Genomic DNA, 21,663 nt, shown 5'->3' on the forward strand with positions numbered 1-21,663 from the left:
GCGTTTTCCTTTTTATTGTCCGTTGCGATGGGTAATCCAATGCAAGAGCCCGTGAATCACGAGATTATCGACGATTTTCACTTGATTGTCATGAACAAATGCCTCGGGCAAGGCCTGCACGACTCTGGCCGCGCCGCCGCCGGTGATAATGATATCGACCGGCTTGCCCCCGCCCGTTTTGTCTTTCAGACGGCCGTGCATCATCATCAGCGCGCCGCAAACGGCATCCATCATGCCGCTGGCAATGGCGTTCGGCGTTGTGGTTGGGAAAGGATATACTTTGCCGATGGGGCGGTTGAGGTTGGCTGTTTTGAGTGCCATCGCCTCTTTCATCAAGTGGAAACCGGGCATGATGGTGCCGCCGAGATAATGATTGTCTTCCGTCAGCGCGTCGGTGGTTACGGCGGTGCCGCAGCTGACGACGACGCAGGCGTTTTGCGTGAAGCGGCGGCTGCCCAGCGCATTAAACCAGCGGTCGGAACCATGTTCTTCAGGGCGGCGGTAATGGTTGCGGATACCCAACGCCTGCGGCATGGAAGACAACCATTCGACCGGACGGGTCAATTGTTCTTCCACCATCGCTTTTTTGACCGAACCGCACACGGCGCAACCGACAATCTTCACATCTTCATCGGCAAATCGCAGCCATTCTTCGCCCAGCTGGGTTAAATCACGATACGGCGCGCGGCTGACTTCGGTAAATGTGCCGTTCTCCACCCACGCCCATTTCAACTGGCTGTTGCCACCGTCCAGCAGCAAAAAGCGTTCCGGCTTGGCGGCGGCAGGTTGTGCCGGACGGTTATCCGGGCGCAAGCTGATTTCGCCGCTGACGATGGTTTTTTCACCCTTGTCCGTCAGCAAACGCAACGCGCCTTGCGCATCCACGCCTTTGACTACGCCTTCGTGGACAATGCGCCCTTCCTGAAGCAGCAATACCGGCCTGTCCGTGTCGCGGTTGGCGGCATCGTATTCGCCGACACATGACGCAAATCCGTTTTGCGCGTATTCGTTCAACAACGCATCGAGTTGCGCCAACACCGCATTCAATAAGGCTTCGACGCTTACGCCCTGCTTAGAGGCCGTCTGAAACAAAGCCTGCACGGAAGTAGCGTTTTCCACTTCTTTCGGCAATACAAAATTAATGCCGATGCCGATGACGGCGACGGTTTTATTTTCCACCCGCGTCGTTTCAATCAACACGCCGGCCAATTTATCGTTGGCCACGACCAAATCGTTCGGCCACTTGATGTTCACGTCCAAACCAATATCGGCAAGCGCACGGCGGCAAGCCAATGCCACCACCAACGCCAGCGAACCCAGCTCATATTGCGGCTTATCAAACGCCCAGCCCAAGCTGAACATCAAGCATTCGCCCTGTCGGTTGACCCAGCTTCGCCCCTGACGTCCACGCCCTTTGGTTTGAAAATGCGCCACACACAAAGCCTTGTGCGCCAAACCTGCCGACCGGCGCGCCAACGCCATGATTTCATCGTTGCTGGACGAACATTCGTGTTTCAACTGCGCGCGAAAACCATGTTTCCCGGCCATTTGTCGCAGAGATTCTTCGCCAAACACAGCCAATGGGCGCACCAAGCGCCATTGCCCGTCATGCTGGCGCAGCAAGCCGCGGATATGGCCCGGCATCTGCTGCCAAAATCCGTTTAATTGTTGCGGCTTCATTCCGGCCGCACGCGCCAGCTGAGAAACGTGTTGCGGCAGGCCGTCTGAAAGCGCGGCGAGCAAGGCCCAATGGCGGCTGTTCAAATCCGTCATGCGCCTCCTCCGGCTTCACGGATTTTCGCCAACGTTTTGGTGGTCGAAGTCTGGTGGAAAAACGGAATCGAAAATACTTTGCCACCGCGTGCAAACGTCTCGGCCGCACCGACAATCTTATCCACAGGCCAATCGCCGCCTTTAATCAACACATCGGGTTTGACCATTTCAATCAGCGCGGCCGGCGTATCGTCATCAAACCATGTGACCAAATCCACGCTGGCCAATGCCGCTGCCACTGCCGCACGGTTTTCCAAAGGATTAATCGGTCGGTCGTCCCCTTTGCCCTGACGGCGCACCGAAGCATCGGTATTCAACGCCAAGACCAAAGCCGCACCGGCCGATCGCGCCTGCGCCAGATACGTTACATGGCCTCGGTGGAGAATATCGAAACAGCCGTTGGTAAACACCAGCGGACGGGGCAATGCCGCCAAACGCTCCGCCAGCTTTTCGGGCGGACAGATTTTGGATTCGAATTCTGGAGCTGACCATTCGGACATGATGCGGTTCCTTTGGGAATAAAACAGAAAATAATCGGGGTATTATAAAGGATAACGGCGAAACGCCATAAAAAGATACCGAACGGTACGATATTCGGGCTTGACTGCGTATTCATCGGCATTTGACAGACACCGCAGACGCCATTTTTGCCGCTGCCATGATGGAACGGTTTGATGAACACTGTTTTTGAAACCCAATAAACTTGAAGTAAAATTCAGGGCATAAACGGAAAAAAGCCTGCATACAATATGCAGGCTTTCATCTGGGGTGGCTGATGGGGCTCGAACCCACGACAACTGGAATCACAATCCAGGGCTCTACCAACTGAGCTACAGCCACCGTAAAAATTGGCACGCCCGACAGGAATCGAACCTGTAACCCCCGACTTAGAAGGTCGGTGCTCTATCCGGTTGAGCTACGGGCGCTCATGCCGATTCGTGCTTAGAATTTTGTGGTCGGGGCGGTGGGATTCGAACTCACGACCCTCTGCTCCCAAAGCAGATGCGCTAACCGGGCTGCGCTACGCCCCGACTGAAGACCCGAACTATACAGACCCTTTTCAGCCCGGTCAACACTTACTTTGCTTTATTTTTCTATTTTTTATTTATCTTATTATTTTTAATCATTATTTATTTTTATGTTTCGTCATCGGGGTCACTCTTTTGTGTCAGGCCGTCTGAAAAATGCGATAATTTGAACGCAATATTTGTCCCTATTTAGAAGGAAAATCATGACTGCTCAACTTATAGACGGAAAAAAAATCTCCCAGCAACGCATCGAGGCGGTCGCGCAGGCGGTAAAGGCGCGTCAGGAAAAAGGTTTGCACACGCCTTGTTTGGCGGTGGTATTGGTCGGCGACGACCCTGCCAGCGCGGTTTATGTACGCAATAAAAAACTGGCCTGCCAAAAAAGCGGCATCGAATCGCGCTCTTACGAGCTGCCGTCTGAAACCACGCAAGACGATTTGTTGAAACTGGTGGACGAATTGAACGGCGATTCTGCCGTCGACGGTATTTTGGTGCAACTGCCGCTGCCGGCCCACATCGACAGCCAGGCAGTTTTGGAACGTATCGTGCCGCATAAAGATGTGGACGGCTTCCACCCTTACAACGTCGGCCGCTTGGTCGTCAAAATGCCACTGATGCGCCCGTGCACACCCAAAGGCGTGATGACTTTGTTGGAAGCCTACGGCATCGACCCGAAAGGCAAAAAAGCCGTGATTGTCGGCGCATCCAATATTGTCGGCCGCCCGCAGGCATTGGAATTGCTGCTGTCCCGCGCGACGGTAACTATCTGCCACAGCGCCACGCAAAACCTTGCCGATGAAGTTGCCGCCGCCGATATTTTGGTGGTCGGCGTGGGCATTCCGAATTTCGTTAAAGGCGAATGGGTCAAACCCGGCGCCGTCGTTATCGATGTGGGCATCAACCGCTTGGAAGACGGCAGCCTGTGCGGCGACGTGGAGTTTGACGTTGCCAAAGAACGCGCTTCCATGATTACGCCCGTTCCCGGCGGCGTCGGCCCGATGACGATTGCCACTTTGTTGGAAAACACGCTACACGCGGCCTCATTGCACGATTAACCGCCGTCATTAAATTAGGCCGTCTGAACATGGTTTTTCAGACGGCCTGACCTGTTTTTTGTTTTTTACCTTATCGGCTTCACATGTCCTTACTCGCTTCCCACACCGACAACCCGACTTTCCGCAACGCTTCCTATATCCTGATGGGTTTGGCTTTGCTGATTGTCTTACACTACCATCTGCTGCCGCTGCTGCTGTCGGTTATCCTGACCTATATCTTTATTACGCGCACCAACGGCGTCATCCTCAAACTCCGCCGCCGTGTTTTGCCGCGTAACACGCGGCTGCATAAATCGCTCAACGCGCACAATATCAACCTGATTTCCACTACGCTGACGCTGGCCATCGTGTTCAGCATCATTGCGATGATGTCTTTGGGCATTTACCACCTGATACACGGCGGCCACGTCGGCTTTATGCTGGCCAAGCTGGCGGCGATTTTGGAAGACACCAAAAACAGCCAAGACCTGCCTGCGGCCATTCTCAATATGCTGCCCAACAATATGGCCGAAATCAAAGCCTCGGCAATCAAGCTGATTGACGAATACCGCGCCGCGCTGACCCGCATCAGTAAAAACAGCATCACGTCCTTCGTGTACATCCTCATCGGCATCATCATCGGCGCCATGCTCAGCTTCCACCGCCTGAAAATGCGTAAAAACCGCCGCAAAATGCCACTGTTTAAAGCCGAATTGGTGCAACGCATCGTCACTTTTGAAACCAGCTTTGAACGCGTGTTCCTCGCCCAAGTCAAAATCTCACTGATCGACACTTTTCTGACCGGCCTGTACCTTTACTTGGTTTTACCGCTGTTCGGCGTTGAGCTGCCGTTTAAAATGACCGTCCTGATCGTCGCCTTTATCGTCGGCCTGATTCCGGTGGCGGGCAACCTGATTTCCAACACCATCATCATTATTTTGAGCCTCGGCGCATCGCTTTACGTCGCACTCGCCTCGCTGGTTTTCCTTGTTGTCATCCACAAGCTCGAATATTTCCTCAACGCCAAAATCATCGGCTCGGAAATCGAATCCAGCGCGTGGGAATTGCTGGTGGCAATGGTCGTCTTTGAACGCATTTTCGGCATCGGCGGCATCATCGTCGCGCCGGTTTATTACGCCTATTTGAAAAACGAATTGAAACTGCGAAAATTGATTTAATCAGTTGCATTTATACACATCAAAGGCCATCTGAAAACGACAATCGGGTTTTCAGACGGCCTTTGCTTTACCTTTTCTTACACTTTACGGCATAATGACAACCACGCATTCCTAGAAGAAAGACAAACAATGTCAACCAAAACCCCATCCCTATTCGGCGGCGCGATGATTATCGCCGGTACGGTTATCGGCGCAGGCATGCTTGCCAACCCGACCGCCACCTCCGGCGTCTGGTTTGCCGGCTCGCTGGTCGTGTTGCTGTACACCTGGTTTTCCATGCTCTCCAGCGGCCTGATGATTTTGGAAGTCAACACCCATTATCCGCACGGCGCCAGCTTCGACACCATGGTCAAAGACCTGCTCGGCCCGGCTTGGAACGTCATCAACGGCGTTGCCGTCGCTTTCGTTTTATACCTGCTCACTTACGCCTACATCTTCGTCGGCGGCGACCTGACCGCCAAAGGCATCGGCAGCGCGGTAGGCGGCGAAATTTCGCTCTCCGTCGGCCAACTCGTCTTCTTCGGCATCCTCGCCTTTTGCGTTTGGGCATCCGCCCGCTTGGTTGACCGCTTCACCAGCATCCTCATCGGTGGCATGGTATTGACCTTTATTTGGGCAACCGGCGGCCTGATTGCCGATGCCAAAATGCCTGTTTTGTTTGACACCCAAGCCCCTGCCGGCACCAGCTACTGGATTTATGTCGCCACCGCCCTGCCCGTCTGCCTTGCGTCATTCGGTTTCCACGGCAACGTCTCCAGCCTGCTCAAATACTTTAAAGGCGACGCGCCCAAAGTAGCCAAATCCCTGTGGGCAGGTACGCTGATTGCCTTGGTAATTTACATCCTCTGGCAAATCGCCATCCAAGGCAATCTGCCGCGCAGCGAGTTCGCACCGGTTATCGCCGCAGAAGGACAAGTTTCCGTCCTGATCGAAACGCTGTCCAAGTTCGCCCAAACCGGCAATATGGACAAAGTGTTAACCCTGTTCTCCTACATGGCGATTGCCACGTCCTTCCTCGGCGTAACGCTCGGCCTGTTCGACTACATCGCCGACATCTTCAAATGGAACGACAGCATCTCCGGCCGCACCAAAACCGCCGCGCTGACCTTCCTGCCGCCCCTGATTTCCTGCCTGCTCTTCCCCACCGGCTTCGTTACTGCCATCGGCTACGTCGGCCTGGCCGCAACCATCTGGACAGGCATCATCCCGGCCATGCTGCTCTACCGCTCGCGCAAAAAATTCGGCATCGGCAAAAACTACCACGTTTACGGCGGATTCCGGCTGATGGTTTGGGTTTTCCTCTTCGGTGTCATCAATATTGCCGCGCAGATATTGAGCCAAATGGAGCTTGTTCCCGTATTTAAAGGTTAAATTCCCTTAAGGCCGTCTGAAACACCCTCTTTCAGACGGCCTAATTCATTATTTTCCGCTACAATACCCCCTTTCCCCCAACGAACCCCGTCCATGTACGACAATATCCGTTTCCACCTCGACGAAGACTATCCCGACCAGCTCCCGCCCGAAAACGCCGCCACCCACATCGGCATGTACTGGCAGTGGGCGGCAAAATCAGGTCTCGTCAACCCCGTCTGGCAAACCGCCCCCGAAACCACGGCCGACTTCGCCGCCATGACCGCAGGCACGATCAGCGGACGGCACTTCCTGCTCAAACACATGGACGGCGCATTGACGGCGGACGACTTTACCGAACTCGGCCAACGGTTTACCGAGTTCTACTACACCGACGAAGAAGACGGCTACGGCGCATTTATGGAAGACTACGTCCTCGCCCTCGACACGCCCTCGCTCGGCGGCTTCTACCACGTCAAAAACACCCCGGAAACCTTCGCCAAACTGACACCCGTTTTTCAGACGGCCTTTGAAAAATGGAAAAGCAGTACCGAGCTGCTGACTTCACCATTATGGCATCACTGTACGAACCATTCGGACTGGTTGGCATAGAATCTATTTTGTGCGGAACCCGAGTTGTTTTCTCCGACAATATGGTATGTACCGAAGTCATGAACGAAAATGCAGGCTTCTTTTTCTCACGTCAAAACCCAGAAACACTGGCACAAGCCATCACACAAGCAGTTTCGCTTAAACAACAGGGAAAACACAAAATTACCTCTCCTATGCAGGCATTAACCTATAATCCTACATTAACGCATCATATCGACCAGACTCTCAATATACTATACTGACAGATATCAGAATAATACTTCACTAAAGATATTGAGAGCTTTGAAACACAGGTTGAAATCAATGCGGGTAATAAGGATAAGTTAGAAATCAGAAAGGCTGTGCCATTAGCCAAGTGAAATATTTCCAAACATAGATAACGGTAGAATATTCAGGACATCCGCATGTAATATCAGAAGCAACGGGTTCTTTGATAATACAGTTAATGCTCAATAAGCTGCCAATCAAGCACTTGCTCTAACTACAACAAAGCGAAGTAACTGATGTGTGTTTAGCTATTATGTCTTTAGAGTTTTACTGAAATGCTCACGAACACTCCCATGAATAATCTTGATGGGCGTTTAAGGAGTTTTAGGAGAGTTTTGCAAAGATCTCAAACTACAAAAAGACGGGCATTCTTGCCCGTCTCTTCATGAAAACTACACTACAAATTATATAAACAAATGATGTATGGTTACGTAGATTCTCGTTGTACCTCTTTTTCTAGAAGCATACGTCTTATCATTTAAGTTAAATGCCTAACGTACAATTTTCAGGATGCTATACAAGTAATTTCGGTAATCATTAACAAGCTTACTATTGTAACAATCTTCAAGCCTACCATTGCTTAAACTTCGCATGGTCATATTTGCTTTCATGAAATTGTCTGTAGGAGAAAGACCTGCCACATTCATTAACATTCCTCCAGCAAAAGCAAGGTCAAGAAAATCCTGTTCTTGTCTAAATCCCGAGGTAATATTACTTCTAACCACAATTTGCGTAATATAGTCAGGATAAGCAAAATTTCCTTTTTTCTTAGGAGAAACACCATCAAATGATACCTGATGGTCACCGAAATAAGCAAACACAAACGGTTTTTTACGTTCATGCAAATAATGGTTGAAACTTTCTGTCGCTTTATCCAAATCGACAATACGCTCGATATAGTCGTTGATTGCAGAAATAGTTTTCATATCTAAATCTGGAGAGTCCAGCCCAAACACATTATCCATGTCTGTCCTGTAAGGCCCATGTTCTTTCATAGTCAAAATATAGACGAACATCGGTTGCTGTACATCTGCTAAACTAGGATGACGTTTTTCTAGAATCATCCGCGCATATTGCATCATTTCTTCGCTAGAAATGTGCCATAAATTTTTGCCCATCGGGGCAGGATACCCCAAATCTTGAGGCTGTAACATAAGATCAAAACCAAAATGATCATAGGCGGCTTTGGCGTTATAGTTGCCCTTAGTAAAGGGCGACAAAGCTACACAAAAATAACCATGCTCACGCAAATTTCGGATAAGCCCAGTCTGTAAATGTGGCACCACTGAATAAAATACCCCGCTAGCCAATGCGCCAAAGTCAGTAGACGGCACACCTGCTAAAAACGCAAATTCAGATTTCCATGTTGCACCACCAAACGTATGTACGCGCAATGGAGAAGCAAACACAGTATCCATCTGCTGCTCAAACATCCTTAATTTAGGAATATCGGCTGACGTGAAATCAAATTGATGTGGATTAAGCGTCGATTCCATCAGCGTAATGACAATATCGGGTTTTTCCAATGTTTCAGGATATATGTTTTCAGTTAACAGTTTCTCAGCAAATTCCTGTCCATTACCTTCAAACATCGGCACTTGGAAAAATACTGCCCTGCAAGACATCGGCAAATTTAAAAATACATCCCTACCATCATCTGGCAACGAATCCAGCCATGTTCTAACTGCTCCAGGATGCTTTGAAAAATACCACATTGCAAAAAATGACATTATGAATATGATTGCACCAGTATACTGCCACACTATATCCATAGGCTCCGCATCGTACCAACCAAACACGGCGTAAACAATCAATACCATTAATCCCAGTACGCCAACGATGGCTTCTTTATAATGAAACAATGTCTCCCAGTTACGCCAATCGACGATGAGTCGGAAGTCTGAAATCAATAATGGTTGTTTATAATAATGAATTTTTAATCTATGAAACAAAGCAAACACAACAAAACATACTGATGCAAAATTCAACGCTCGTTGCCACTGCCCTGTCAACATCAACATACCAGCCGCCAAAAACAAAAACAGCATTGAAGCAAAAAAATAGGTCCAACGATAGTGTGACTTTATAATAAGCACTACTGCTGCTGACACAAACAAAAATAGGAAAACATAAGCAAACATGACGCTATCCCTTATTAATAAACTTCTACAAATACACAATTAGAAGCATTTCTGAAACAAGGTTACATAATAACACAACGTATGCACACTCTTTAATCTTCACTATAATATCGACACACCCCATATTAAAAAACACCATGAAACTCATCATCCTCGACCGCGACGGCGTCATCAATCAAGACCGCGACGATTTCGTCAAATCCGTTGACGAATGGATTCCCATCGAAGGCAGCATGGATGCCATCGCCTTTTTAACGCAGGCAGGCTACACCATCGCCGTGGCCACCAACCAATCCGGTATCGGCCGCAAATACTTTACCGTGCAAGACCTGACCGAAATGCACGCGAAAATGCACCGCCTTGCCGTTCAAGCAGGCGGCACCATCGACGGCATTTGGTTTTGCCCGCATACCGCCGTCGACAACTGCGAATGCCGCAAACCCAAACCCGGCATGATTCTCGACATCATCGAACGCTTCAAGGCCGATGCCGCCGAAACCTGGCTGGTCGGCGACAGCCTGCGCGACCTGCAGGCCATTGATGCCGCAGGCGGAAAATCTGCGCTCGTCCTGACCGGCAAAGGCAAAAAAACGCTGGCCCAACACGAACAAGACCTGCCCGAACACACCCAAATCTTCGACAACCTGCTCGCTTTCTCGCAATACATCATGCGCGAAAACACACAAATCGAAGAAACCGCGCAAGCCATCTTATAAACAACAAGGCCGTCTGAAACCTGATCACACCGGCGTTCAGACGGCCTTCCAACGACAGATTTTTCCCCGATATGCTGATTATCCGCAACCTGATTTACTGGTTCATCCTTTCCTCCAGCATTATTTTGCTGTTCCCCTTTATGCTGCTTGCCCTGCCCTTCCAAGGCGGCGCACACAAAATGGCACAAGTTTGGGTACGCATCCTCAACTGGTCGCTCAAACACGTCATCGGTTTAAACTACACCTTAAGCGGCGCGGAAAACATTCCCGACCGCCCGGCCATCATTTGCGCCAAACACCAAAGCGGCTGGGAAACCCTCGCCCTACAAGAAATTTTTCCGCCGCAAGTCTATGTTGCCAAACGCGAACTTTTCAAAATCCCTTTCTTCGGCTGGGGCTTGAAACTGGTTAAAACCATCGGCATCGACCGCAGCAACAGCCGTGAAGCCAACAGGCAGCTGATAGAACAAGGCATTGCGCGCAAAAACGAAGGCTACTGGATTACCATTTTCCCCGAAGGTACACGCCTGCCGCCCGGCGAAAAAGGCCGCTACAAGCTCGGCGGCGCGCGTATGGCCAAAATGTTTGAGATGGACATCGTCCCCGTCGCGCTCAACAGCGGCGAGTTTTGGCCGCGCAACTCCTTCCTCAAATACCCCGGCACGGTCAGCGTCATCATCGGCAAACCCATTGCCTACGGCAGCGGCAACGAAGCCGAACTCATGGCCCAATGCGAGCAATGGATTGAAAGCCAACAGCCCCTGATTACCGGACAAGGCCCGTTCGCGCCACAAACCAAATAAATCATTCCATCGGGTGGGCCGCCATGCCCGCCCCTTTCCCTCAAACACCATGCCCCGCCTCCATACCCACACCCTTTCAGACGGCCTGACCATTCATATCCAGCTCAAACGCAGTGCCAAGAAAAACCTCATCTTGCGCCCCGTTTCCGCCGATACCGTCAGCATCAATATCCCGCCGTTTGTGACCCAGCGCAACTTTACCCAATGGCTGAACGACAACGAGGCCATCCTACGCCGCACCCTAAACAAAACACCTACTCGGCAAACACCCACCGACACGCTTCCAGAATGGATTTGGTATCAAGGCGTTCAGACGGCCTTGTCCGTCCACACAGCAAACCACATCCAAATCAGGCCGTCTGAAATCCTGTTGCCCGAAAAAGAAACCGCCGCCCAACTTACCCATTTGCGCCGCTTCCTGCACGAGCGTGCGCGCGAATATCTGCTGCCGCGCCTCGAAGGCCATATCCGAAGCACCCGCCTGACCCCGAGCGCCATTTCCCTTTCCAACGCCAAAACCTTCTGGGGCGTATGCCGCCACACTACCGGCATCCGCCTCAACTGGCGGCTTATCGGCACCCCTGAATATGTCGCCGACTATGTCTGCCTGCACGAACTCGCCCACCTGCGCCACCCCAACCACAGCCCTGCATTTTGGGCACTGACCCGCTCGTTCACACCGCATGTCGATCAAGCCAAACAATGGCTGAAGGCACACGGCGGCGAATTGTTCCTTCTCGGCTAAGCCTTTACTTTCAGTATTTTTCTGCAAGCAAACACCGGCCCAAGGCAAAGAATCAACGCCCTCCAAACAAATCATGTAGCCGCGCGTAAAATCGAGTTTATCCACTTGCCGCCCTACAGGCATGCCGATAAGATGATGTCGTTCTCCAAACCCTTTTCAGAAAGGAAAACCGATGACCAAAGCAAAATCGTTACTGGCCACCGGCATTTTGGCTCTTTTCTCCGCCACGGCATTCGCCTCCCCGCTGCCTTCCGAAATCTACCGTCCGGCAGGCGCGCACACCATCAAAGCCGATCATCAAGGCGACGGCGAGTTTGAATACGAAGCCGAACTTTCCGGCCGACACAATTCCATTCCTTCCCTGGCCAAAAAAGTGATCGCCCACGCGCGCAGCAAAGGTTTCCATGTGGTCGAGTCTGAAATCAAACGCGACGATGCCGATCTAAAATTCAAACGCGGCAAACAAGAGCTGGACGTTTCCATCGAGGACAAAGGCCAAGGCCGCATCGAATACAAAGCCGATTTGGACCTGGACGAAAACTAAATCCAAACCGCAAACAAAGGCCGTCTGAAATCCCATCAGGTTTCAGACGGCCTTTTGTCGCATTGATCAGATAAAATGACCGTCAGAGACCTTTGCAATAACATAGGTTACTAAAATTTTATGCTCAATCTCATTTTCAAAATACAAAACTTTTCTGATTTTTCCTAATTTTTGTTCAATATTAGGAAGGTTTTAGGCAATTGAAAATTTTTTGGCGCATTTTTATGCGTCAAATTTCGTTAACAGACTATTTTTGCAAAGGTCTCCGTCAGTTTACAAAATTTCCGACTCAAAACATTGTACAATCTGCCCACTTATACCGATAACATCCCCAACATTGCCATGAAAAAACGTCTACTCCTCCTCGCCATCCTTCCCCTTTCCCTTCACGCCGCCGATGTGCCGCCCAACGTAAAACCCGAGCTTCAAGTCAACACTGCCGAACCCCAACAGCCCGAAGCGCACAACATCCCTGCCGAACAGACAAACAGGCCGTCTGAAAAAATCATCAACGTCGATGCCGACACCCTGCTTGCCAACACCGAATTACTGGCACGCGCCATGTATTCCGCCGTCGTCGCCCACAATATCCCCGGCATCAAAGCCGTTTTGCCCATTTACGAACAATGGCCCGAACACGACCGCGCCATGGCACGCTATGCCAAAGGTTTGCTTGCCCAATCCGAAGGGCGCGCCGCCGAAGCCGTCGGCCATTACCGCCGCTTTATCGCCGAGCAGCCCGATGCCTCCGCCGTCCGCTGGCAGCTTGCAACCGCCTTGTTTGAAGACAAACAAAACGAAGCCGCGGCTGACCAGTTCGACAAACTGCAAACCGAATCCCTCCCGCCCGCCTTGCAAGAACGCATCGAAACCTACCGCAAAGCCCTGCGCGAACGCGACTCATGGCAATTCAACGCCGGCTTGAACATCACGCGCGAACAAAACATCAACCAAGCCCCTAGACAACGCCGTCTGGGCAACCACCTGAGCGACGAACAATGCCGCACCGTGCGCCTTGCCTATCCCGACGATGACTGCTTCCGAGGCTGGACCTTCCCCGAACCCATCGATGCCACCGCCGTCCATTACCAAATCGGTGCAGAAAAAAAATGGTCGCTGCCCCGCGGCTTCTATGCCACGGCAGGCGCAGACCATTACGGCAAAATCTACCCCAAACACACCAACTACAACGACCTCACCACACGCTTCTCGGCAGGCATTGGCTATGCCGACCAGCGCAGCGATATCGGCATTACCCCGTTCCACGAACGCCGCTTCTACGGCAACGACCCCTACACCTACACCAACGGCGCACGCCTCCACTACAACCATTGGTGGCAACCCAAGCTGCAAACCCTCAGCGCATTTGAAGCAGGCCGTCTGAAAAACAGCCGCCGCGAGCATTCCAACAATACCAGCCAACTACTCAGCAATTCCATCGTGTACTACCGCAACGCGCGCCAATACTGGGTAGCCGGTATCGACCTCTACCGCGAACGCAACCGCGACGACAAAAGCGACAGCTTCAACCGCTACGCCCTGCGCACCACATGGGGACAAGAATGGCCCAAAGGCCTCTCCACCGTCCTACGCCTCAGCGCCGCCCAACGCCGTTACCAAGCCCCCGGCTTCTTCAGTAACGAACAAAACCGCCGCGACAAAGAAACCTCCGCCTCCCTGAGCGTATGGCACCGCTCCCTCCATTTCAAAGGCATCACCCCGCGCCTAACCATTGCCCACAACAAAACATGGAGCAACGACAAGTTCTACGAATACAGCAAAACCAAAATGTTTGTCGAACTGAGCAAAACATTCTGACAAGTAGAAACCAATCTGTGGGTAAAACAAAAATGCCTGTCCTGCATACTGATTTACAAGACAGATTCAAACTTTTACAGATATCGGATAAATAGATCTTTTAAGGCATAATTTCTTATTAAATTCATATTTATCAAATAGATGAAATTTAAGCTCATATTACTTTACAATGTAACGTATAACACTACATAACGTTACAAAAAATCGGGCCGTCTAAAACCCGACTTGGCATTTCAGACGGCCTTGGTATTCGCTATCATATCCGCTCACCTCTTCAGAAAGTATGATGATGACCGCCCTAAACAAAACCCTCTTATCCGTTTCTATCGCGCTGGGATTAAGCGCCTGCGCTTCCGTCAAAACTGCAGACACCTACGACCTAGACTTTTCCAAACAAAAATACACCGAACAAAGCATCGAAGTGAACGGTCAAGCTGTCAAATTCCGCGCTTACGAAGGCGTGGTTTACGTCCGCAATCCTGTCGATACCCGTTACGAAATCATCAATATTTATGTACCCGAAGCCTATTACAACGGCGGCGAGATAGACGGTTTCAACGCCGAAACCGCACCGATTTTCCTGCCCAACCAAATCGGCGGCTATATGCCGGCCGAACCTGGCAAACCCGCTTTAGAAGGCAAACGCGGCGAGCCTGAAGACGGTCAAAAATCACCCAACGCCGCCCTGGTTGCCCTCTCCAAAGGCTACGTCGTCGCCTCCCCTGGCGCACGCGGCCGAACAGAACCCACCGGCAAAGCACCTGCAGCCATCGTTGATTTGAAAGCCGCCGTCCGTTACCTGAAAGCCAACGACAAAGTTATGCCCGGCGACGCCGAAAAAATCATTTCCAACGGCACAAGCGCAGGCGGCGCGATGTCCGCCCTCTTAGGCGCAACAGCCGACCAAAAAGATTACGAAAACCACCTCAAAGCCTTAGGTGCGGCAGACGGCAGCGACAAAGTTTTCGCCGTATCCGCCTACTGCCCGATTACCGATTTGGACCATGCCGACATCGCTTACGAATGGCAGTTCAACGGTATCAACGACTACAAAAAAATGAACATTTCCATGCTCGACTACCGCGTCAAACGCGAGCTGGTCGCCGGCACACTGACCGATGACGAGAAAAAACTGTCCGACCTCCTCAAACCCCTATACCCCGCATACCTCAACAGCCTGAACCTGAAATCCCCCGAAGGCAAACCCCTGGAGTTGGACGCCCAAGGCAACGGCAGCTTTAAAAACCATATTGCCGGTTTACTTGCCAAATCCGCACAGGCCCAACTTGATGCAGGCAAAGACCTGAGCGACCGCACTTGGCTGACCGTCCGCAAAGGCAAAGTCGTCTCAGTCGATTTCGATGCCTACGCCAAAGCCGCCGGCCGCCAAAAAACACCTCCGGCCTTTGACGGCGTAGATTTGAGCGCAGGAGAAAACCAACTCTTCGGCACCAATACCGTCGACAAACGCCACTTCACCGCGTTTTCCATGCAACACAACACCGCCGCCAACGCCGAAATCGCAGATGAAGAAACCATCAAAATCATGAACCCGCTCAACTACATCGGCAAACCGGGCGTGAACCTGCCACAAAACTGGCGCATCCGCGTCGGCACCAACGACCGCGACACCTCACTGGCAATCTCCGCCGTCTTAGCCGCCAAACTGCAAAACAACGGCCAAACCGTCGACTACGCTCTGCCTTGGGATGTCGGCCACGGCGGCGATTATGACTTAGACGAACTGTTTGCCTGGATGAAACAAGTCAGCAGCGCTGCAAAATAAGCGTTCGCAATATAGATTGGGATAAGATTTGGTATCCCGTTTTAATTTAAAGAAAGGCCGTCTGAACCTTTTCAGACGGCCCATATTTTCGATAAACCCTCAAATTTTCCATTGTATAAACGAAATTTTATAACAGCATTAAATATCAATTTAAAAAAATAAACTGATTTTAAATTTCATAAAATAATTAAAATAAAGAAATTTTAGAATAAAATTGCTAAAATAGAAAATCAAGCCTTGTTTAATTCTGCTAAAACCTGTAACCTGTATCAAAAATAAACAAGAGAGTCCATCATGTCCCAACACCACCCTACTGACGATATTAAAATTAAAGAAGTCAAAGAGTTACTCCCTCCAATCGCGCATTTGTATGAGCTGCCTGTTACGCCTCAGGTTGCCAATTTGGTTTATAAAACACGTCATGAGATTTCGGATTTGGTTCACGGCCGCGACAACCGTTTGCTGGTCATCATCGGCCCATGCTCGATTCACGATACTAAGGCGGCGGTTGAATATGCGCAAAAATTGCTGCCCCTGCGCAAAAAATATGAGAAAGAGCTGCTGATTGTGATGCGCGTGTATTTTGAAAAACCGCGTACAACCGTTGGCTGGAAAGGCCTGATTAACGATCCGCACTTGGACGGTACGTTTGACATCAACTACGGCCTGCGCCAAGCGCGTCAGTTGTTGCTGACTTTGAACGAAATGGGCATGCCTGCTTCGACTGAATTCTTGGACATGATTACGCCGCAATACTACGCCGACCTGATTTCTTGGGGCGCGATTGGTGCGCGCACGACTGAAAGCCAGGTACACCGCGAATTGGCCAGCGGCCTCTCCTGCCCTGTCGGTTTTAAAAACGGTACGGACGGCAATCTGAAAATTGCCATTGACGCCATCGGCGCCGCCAATCATCCGCACCACTTCCTGTCTGTAACCAAAGCCGGTCATTCCGCGATTGTCCACACCAGCGGCAATCCTGACTGCCATGCGATTTTGCGTGGCGGTAAAGAGCCTAATTACAGCGCGGAACACGTTAAAGACGCAGTTGCGCAGCTTCAAAAAGCCGGCGTGAGCAGCAAACTGATGGTGGACTGCAGCCATGCCAACAGCCGTAAAGACTTCCGCAAACAAATGGATGTGGCGCGCGATGTTGCGGAGCAGCTGAAAGCCGGTGAAGAAAACATCATGGGTGTGATGGTGGAAAGCCACTTGATTGAAGGCCGTCAGGACAAGCCTGAAGTTTACGGTCAAAGTATTACGGATGCCTGCATCGGTTGGGATACGACTGAAGAATTGCTGGCCCTGCTTGCCGAAGCGAAAGGTTACCAAGCGTAAGTGCGAAACCATTAAAAAGACCGGATATGTTCCGGTCTTTTTTGTGTCTGTCATTTTGATTTCTTTGCTCAAGATACCGGGCAAATTTTAGTCAGGTTCAACATAAAAACAATATGTCAGAAAATATTCAGGCCGTCTGAAAAACCAATCATTCAGGTTTTCAGACGGCCTCTCCTACTTTTCTTTTCAATTAAAACGTATGTTTAACCGTTGCAGTCACACTACGCGGCGTGCCGTAAACGTGAATATCCGGCATGGTGCGGTAGCGTTTGTTGAACACGTTTTCAAAGTCCAAACCGATGCGGGTGGATTTGCCGATTTTGTAATGCGCGGTCAAGTCCAGCGTGGCGTATGGGCGTTGGGTCAATGCAGCGGCGGCGGACGGATTGATGTCTGCCGGGTATTCGTCCAGCGTGTGGCTGCGGCTTTGCCAGTTGACGTTGGCACCCAGGTTCAAACGGTCGGTTACGTCATACGCGGTAAAGAGTTTGAACAAGTGAACTGGATAAGACGGATGCAGTTGAACCCCTTCGCTGTCTTTGATTTTGGAACGTGCATAAGACGCATTCAGCAGCCATTTATCGCTCAGGCGGCCGCCGACAGAGAGTTCCACGCCTTTTGTTGTGGTGTTGTCGGCTGCACGGTAGTATTCTTCGCCATTCGCGAATTTGCCTGCAACAACGCCCAAATGGTCGCGTTTGTTCATAAAGACGGAGGCGGAAGCATTCAGACGGCCTTCAAACCATGAGGCTTTCAAACCGGTCTCGTAGGTTTTGCCGCGCTGCGGTTTGAGCGCTGCGCCGTCTTTGGTCAGGTAACGCACTTGCGGACGGAAAATGGTGGTGTAAGACGCATAGGCGGTCAGATTGTCGCCGATGTCGTAGGTTACGCCCAAGTAAGGAATGAAAACGTTTTGTTTGTGGCTGCTGTGTGCGAATTTGTTACGGCTGGTGCTGTAACGGTAACGCCAATCCACAAAACGGCTGCCGCCGATAAAGGCGAGTTTGTCGGTCAGTTTGAAACGGGTCGAGCCGTAAACCGACAGGTTTTTCATGCGTGAAAAACCATCGCGCAGATACGGCATATCGGGTTTGGCGATGTTGCCGTCAAATTTACGCAAATCGGGAATCATCGACTCGCCTTCTTCATAGAAAGACAGGTTTTCTTTGTTGTCCTGATAGCTGATGCCGACATTGAACTCGTGCGAGCGGCCCAGCGCTGGATAATTGCCGTCCAAGGCCAGCGCAAAATTCTGATCGCGGTATTTGCTGCGGTCGCGATCTGAAGTGAAAAGTGCAGAGTAATCGGGATTGATTTCAAATGTACCGGCAATGCCTGAAACGATGTCGTTTTTACCCGAAACATGGCTGTAATCGCCTGTCAGTTTCCAGCCGTTGTCAAACTCATGGCTGAGGGAAGTAAATACTTCGGCACTGGTGTCTTTGCCGTATGCCCAGCGTGCGGAAGAATTGCTGCGTGGCGAAGATTCAAACGGTTTGAATCCGTCTTTGCGATTACCTGCTGCTGTCAGATAGCTGAAACGCGAGCTGCCGGTATTGCGGAAACGGTGTATTTCCGTACCGAGGCGCCATTGGATTTGCGGCGTGAGATCGTAAGACAAAATGCCATAGAAAGTGTGATTATGGCGCGATGTGTTCGGCAGGTAATCGCCGCCGTGGTCGCTGACCAAAATAGCGCGGCCGCGCAAGGTATTGTCGGCATTCAAAGGATGATTGGCATCAAGGACGAAACGGTAGTGGTTCCACGAACCGACACCGGCTTCCACGCTGATGGCTGGTTTGGCAGTCGGTTTTTTGCGTTCCAACGCAACCGTACCGCCCGGCTCGCCCATACCGCCGTTGGACAAACCGCTTGCGCCGCGCACTACTACGACTTGTTCGTACAATGCGCTGTCCAGATTGTTGGTGCCGCGGCGGATGGCTTTACCGTCGTAAAGGAATTTGGGCGCGCCGTCCACGGAAATGCTGTCAATCGCCTGACTGCGCGAAATAAATTGGCTGTGGCCGGAAACGTTGTTGCCCATTTTGCTGTGGAACACGCCCGGTGTTTGTTTCAACACGTCCTGCAAGGTATCCAAACCTTGGTCGTCCATTTGTTTTTCGGTAACGACAGACAGGGACTGTGGCGTTTCACGCTGGGTCAGGCGGATGCCTGTTGCGGCGGAAGATGCGGGAATGGTGTAGTTGGAAGTAGTCTGTTTTCCGACACCTTGGACGGTAACTGTCGGCAAATCGATATGTTCTTGCGGCTGGCTATTTTCTACTTCGGTTGCGAAAGAATACGCCGAACACAAAGCCAGACTGACGGCAAAGCTTAATTTGCCATAGGGAAATACGGGTAGTGACATAGCTTCTCCAGTTAGCTGATGTTTTAATTTGGTGGCAGATTCTATCAAAAAGATGTAGTCCGATGAAACTATGCTCCAATCCCTATTTTCTAAGTAGTTTGTTTAATTAGAAATATTTATTTCTTTACTAGTTATAAATAACTAAAAAGGCCGTCTGAAAACTGAATCATCAGGTTTTCAGACGGCCTTAATCTTTTTATCACAAAAAATCAGTCTGCCAATTTTCGTGCCAACTCTGCCAAACGTTTACCTTGTGCGAAGGCAATGTCGTTTTCTTCGGCGGTCAATGCCGGCTTGCTGTCGTGGCCGGAAACATGGCTTGCGCCGTAAGGCGTGCCGCCGCTTTGGGTATTGCTGAGCGCGGACTCGGTATATGGAATGCCGCTGATGACCATGCCGTGGTGCAACAGGGGCAGCATCATGGTCAGCAGGGTAGTTTCTTGGCCGCCGTGCAGCGAAGATGTGCTGGTGAATACGGTGGCAGGTTTGTCGACGAGTTCTGCACCGAGCCAAAGGGGAATGGTGCCGTCGATAAAGTATTTCATCGCGGCGGCCATATTGCCGAACCGTGTCGGGCTGCCGAGCGCGAGGCCGGCGCAATTTTTGAGGTCGTCGGCAGTCGCGTAGGGCGCGCCTTCGTCGGGAACGGCTTTTTCAACGGCTTCGCAAACGGTGGAAACTTTGGGCACGGTACGCAACACAGCTTCGCAACCGTCCACGCTTTCGATGCCGCGTGCGATTTGGCGGGCAAGGTTGCGTGTGCTGCCATTTTGGGAATAAAAGAGGACGAGGATTTTCAGGGGATTTGGGTTCATTTGGGGTTTCCGTTACAATGCTGTCAGGTTTCAGACGGCCTTTTGAATACTCGGGCCGTCTGAAAAGAAAATTTTCTATTCAAAAGTGGGAAAAGGTTATGCCGTTTTCGCAATGGTGGCAAGGTTTTTTAAAGAGTAAGGGCGTGGCGTTCGCTTGGTTTGTCGTGCGCCGTTTTGATGAGGAGCGTGTACCGCAGGTGGCGGCAAGCATGACGTTTACGACGCTTTTGGCTTTAGTGCCCGTGTTGACGGTGATGGTCGTCATCGCTTCGGCCTTCCCCGTTTTCGACCAATGGTCGGGGGAATTTGTCTCTTTTATCAACCGCACCATTGTGCCGCAGGGCGCGGATATGGTGTTTGACTACATCAATGCGTTCCGCGATAAGGCCACCAAGCTGACGGCGATCGGCAGTGTGATGTTGGTCGTAACCTCGCTGATGCTGATTCGGACGATAGACAATGCGTTCAACCGGATTTGGCGCGTCAATTCGCAACGGCCCTGGATGATGCAATTTTTGGTGTATTGGGCGTTGCTGACGTTTGGGCCTTTGTCTTTGGGCGTGGGGCTGTCGGTCGTAATCGGTCAGGTGCAAGTGGTGGGTGGCTCGGAATGGCTGAGGGTTATCACTGCGGTTTCATTTATTACGGCGCTGCTGTGGGGCTTGTACCGCTTTGTGCCCAACCGTTTCGTACCGGCCAGCCATGCTTTGGTCGGCGCGGCCGTAACGGCGTTTTGCTTGGAAACGGCACGCTTTTTGTTCGCTTGGTACATGGGCAACTTTGACGGCTACAAATCGATTTACGGCGCATTTGCCGCAGTACCGTTTTTCCTGTTGTGGCTCAACCTGTTGTGGACGCTGGTATTGGGCGGCGCGGTTTTAACCTCGTCTCTGTCTTACTGGCGCGGCGAAGCGTTCCGCCGCAGTCTGGATGCGCGCGGCCGATTTGACGATGTATTGAAAATCCTGCTGCTGCTCGATTCTGCCCAACAAAACGGCAAGGCGTTGCCGGTACAGGAGTTCAGACGGCATATCAATATGGGCTTTGACGAATTGGGCGAGCTTTTGGAAAAACTGGCGCGACACGGTTATGTCTATTCGGGCCGCCAAGGCTGGGTCTTGAAAACGGGGGCGGAGTCCATCGACTTGGCAGAGCTGTTCAAACTCTTTGTCTACCGTCCGCAAACGCTCAACAAAGACAAGGTCAATCAAACAGTTGACCACATCATGCAGCCCTGCTTGGAAACCTTGAACATGACGCTTGCCGAGTTCGGCGCCCATACGAAAAAGCAATCCTCTTAAACCTGATGCCGTCTGAAAGCAAAAATATCAAGTTTCAGACGGCCTT

The 21,663-nt window shown here is 51.1% G+C and carries 17 protein-coding genes, 3 tRNA genes and 1 pseudogene; 13 read left to right on the top strand and 8 right to left on the bottom strand.

Going from position 1 to position 21,663, the window contains the following annotated elements; all coding sequences use genetic code 11:
- Positions 1-12 precede the first annotated feature (12 nt).
- The 5 genes from HMPREF2596_RS06555 to HMPREF2596_RS06575 all read right to left on the bottom strand — a co-directional run bounded on the left by HMPREF2596_RS06555 (position 13) and on the right by HMPREF2596_RS06575 (position 2,804).
- Entirely contained in the window at positions 13-1,773 is a 1,761-nt protein-coding gene (locus HMPREF2596_RS06555) for a bifunctional biotin--[acetyl-CoA-carboxylase] ligase/type III pantothenate kinase (RefSeq protein WP_070850378.1), read from the bottom strand.
- On the bottom strand, positions 1,770-2,276 hold the full coding sequence (locus tag HMPREF2596_RS06560; RefSeq protein ID WP_114139664.1) for an adenylyltransferase/cytidyltransferase family protein: 507 nt from the start codon (positions 2,274-2,276) through the stop codon (positions 1,770-1,772). Before HMPREF2596_RS06560 ends, HMPREF2596_RS06555 begins: the two co-directional genes overlap by 4 nt.
- 261 nt (positions 2,277-2,537) lie before the next feature.
- Positions 2,538-2,613 (bottom strand) — tRNA-His (locus HMPREF2596_RS06565).
- Positions 2,614-2,622: 9 nt separating this feature from the next.
- Positions 2,623-2,699: transfer RNA gene (locus HMPREF2596_RS06570), tRNA-Arg, on the bottom strand.
- 27 nt (positions 2,700-2,726) lie between these two features.
- Positions 2,727-2,804, bottom strand: a tRNA-Pro gene (locus HMPREF2596_RS06575).
- A 200-nt stretch (positions 2,805-3,004) separates the two neighbouring features.
- Here HMPREF2596_RS06575 and folD point away from each other — a divergent pair.
- The 5 genes and pseudogenes from folD to HMPREF2596_RS11030 all read left to right on the top strand — a co-directional run.
- A complete protein-coding gene (folD, locus tag HMPREF2596_RS06580) occupies positions 3,005-3,856 on the top strand; it encodes a bifunctional methylenetetrahydrofolate dehydrogenase/methenyltetrahydrofolate cyclohydrolase FolD (RefSeq protein ID WP_070850381.1) in 852 nt (283 codons plus the stop codon).
- 83 nt (positions 3,857-3,939) lie between these two features.
- Positions 3,940-5,013 carry an AI-2E family transporter gene (locus HMPREF2596_RS06585; RefSeq protein WP_049322947.1) on the top strand — a complete coding sequence of 358 codons (1,074 nt, stop codon included), beginning with the start codon at positions 3,940-3,942 and terminating at the stop codon, positions 5,011-5,013.
- 129 nt (positions 5,014-5,142) lie between these two features.
- Positions 5,143-6,384, top strand: coding sequence for an aromatic amino acid transporter (locus HMPREF2596_RS06590; RefSeq protein ID WP_070850383.1), 1,242 nt, complete (start codon positions 5,143-5,145; stop codon positions 6,382-6,384).
- Positions 6,385-6,477: 93 nt separating this feature from the next.
- Positions 6,478-6,975 (top strand): DUF7832 domain-containing protein, encoded by a 498-nt coding sequence (locus HMPREF2596_RS06595; protein WP_070850385.1) that lies wholly within the window; start codon positions 6,478-6,480, stop codon positions 6,973-6,975.
- A pseudogene (locus HMPREF2596_RS11030) lies at positions 6,912-7,217 on the top strand (glycosyltransferase); the annotation flags it as partial. The gene HMPREF2596_RS06595 and the pseudogene HMPREF2596_RS11030, both read left to right, overlap by 64 nt.
- A gap of 516 nt (positions 7,218-7,733) precedes the next feature.
- Here HMPREF2596_RS11030 and HMPREF2596_RS06600 read toward each other — a convergent pair.
- Positions 7,734-9,383, bottom strand: coding sequence for an LTA synthase family protein (locus HMPREF2596_RS06600; protein WP_070850386.1), 1,650 nt, complete (start codon positions 9,381-9,383; stop codon positions 7,734-7,736).
- A 137-nt stretch (positions 9,384-9,520) separates the two neighbouring features.
- Here HMPREF2596_RS06600 and gmhB point away from each other — a divergent pair, with 137 nt between their 5' ends.
- The 7 genes from gmhB to aroG all read left to right on the top strand — a co-directional run bounded on the left by gmhB (position 9,521) and on the right by aroG (position 17,133).
- Positions 9,521-10,099 carry a D-glycero-beta-D-manno-heptose 1,7-bisphosphate 7-phosphatase gene (gene gmhB / locus HMPREF2596_RS06605; protein WP_003749152.1) on the top strand — a complete coding sequence of 193 codons (579 nt, stop codon included), beginning with the start codon at positions 9,521-9,523 and terminating at the stop codon, positions 10,097-10,099.
- A 71-nt stretch (positions 10,100-10,170) separates the two neighbouring features.
- Positions 10,171-10,902, top strand: coding sequence for a lysophospholipid acyltransferase family protein (locus tag HMPREF2596_RS06610; RefSeq protein WP_070850388.1), 732 nt, complete (start codon positions 10,171-10,173; stop codon positions 10,900-10,902).
- Positions 10,903-10,951: 49 nt separating this feature from the next.
- On the top strand, positions 10,952-11,647 hold the full coding sequence (locus HMPREF2596_RS06615) for a M48 family metallopeptidase (RefSeq protein WP_070850390.1): 696 nt from the start codon (positions 10,952-10,954) through the stop codon (positions 11,645-11,647).
- A 172-nt stretch (positions 11,648-11,819) separates the two neighbouring features.
- Positions 11,820-12,191, top strand: coding sequence for a hypothetical protein (locus tag HMPREF2596_RS06620; RefSeq protein WP_070822032.1), 372 nt, complete (start codon positions 11,820-11,822; stop codon positions 12,189-12,191).
- Positions 12,192-12,533: 342 nt separating this feature from the next.
- Positions 12,534-14,009, top strand: coding sequence for a surface lipoprotein assembly modifier (locus HMPREF2596_RS06625; RefSeq protein ID WP_070850427.1), 1,476 nt, complete (start codon positions 12,534-12,536; stop codon positions 14,007-14,009).
- Between the two features lie 289 nt (positions 14,010-14,298).
- Entirely contained in the window at positions 14,299-15,795 is a 1,497-nt protein-coding gene (locus HMPREF2596_RS06630; protein ID WP_210401067.1) for a subtype B tannase, read from the top strand.
- 294 nt (positions 15,796-16,089) lie between these two features.
- Complete coding sequence (gene aroG, locus HMPREF2596_RS06635; RefSeq protein ID WP_070850394.1) at positions 16,090-17,133, top strand: 3-deoxy-7-phosphoheptulonate synthase AroG; 1,044 nt, start codon at positions 16,090-16,092, stop codon at positions 17,131-17,133.
- A gap of 190 nt (positions 17,134-17,323) precedes the next feature.
- Here the strand turns inward: aroG and HMPREF2596_RS06640 are convergent, their stop codons facing one another.
- Together HMPREF2596_RS06640 and wrbA are read right to left on the bottom strand one after the other, a co-directional pair.
- Positions 17,324-19,501: a TonB-dependent siderophore receptor gene (locus tag HMPREF2596_RS06640; RefSeq protein ID WP_070850396.1), complete on the bottom strand. Its 2,178-nt coding sequence runs from the start codon at positions 19,499-19,501 to the stop codon at positions 17,324-17,326.
- A gap of 209 nt (positions 19,502-19,710) precedes the next feature.
- On the bottom strand, positions 19,711-20,316 hold the full coding sequence (gene wrbA, locus HMPREF2596_RS06645; protein ID WP_070850398.1) for an NAD(P)H:quinone oxidoreductase: 606 nt from the start codon (positions 20,314-20,316) through the stop codon (positions 19,711-19,713).
- A gap of 98 nt (positions 20,317-20,414) precedes the next feature.
- On the opposite strand from wrbA, the gene HMPREF2596_RS06650 reads away from it, so the two are divergent.
- A complete protein-coding gene (locus HMPREF2596_RS06650; protein WP_070850400.1) occupies positions 20,415-21,617 on the top strand; it encodes a YihY family inner membrane protein in 1,203 nt (400 codons plus the stop codon).
- Positions 21,618-21,663: the final 46 nt, after the last annotated feature.

Origin of the sequence: Neisseria sp. HMSC078C12 (assembly GCF_001838065.1) — a bacterium.
Taxonomy (GTDB): Bacteria; Pseudomonadota; Gammaproteobacteria; order Burkholderiales; family Neisseriaceae; genus Neisseria.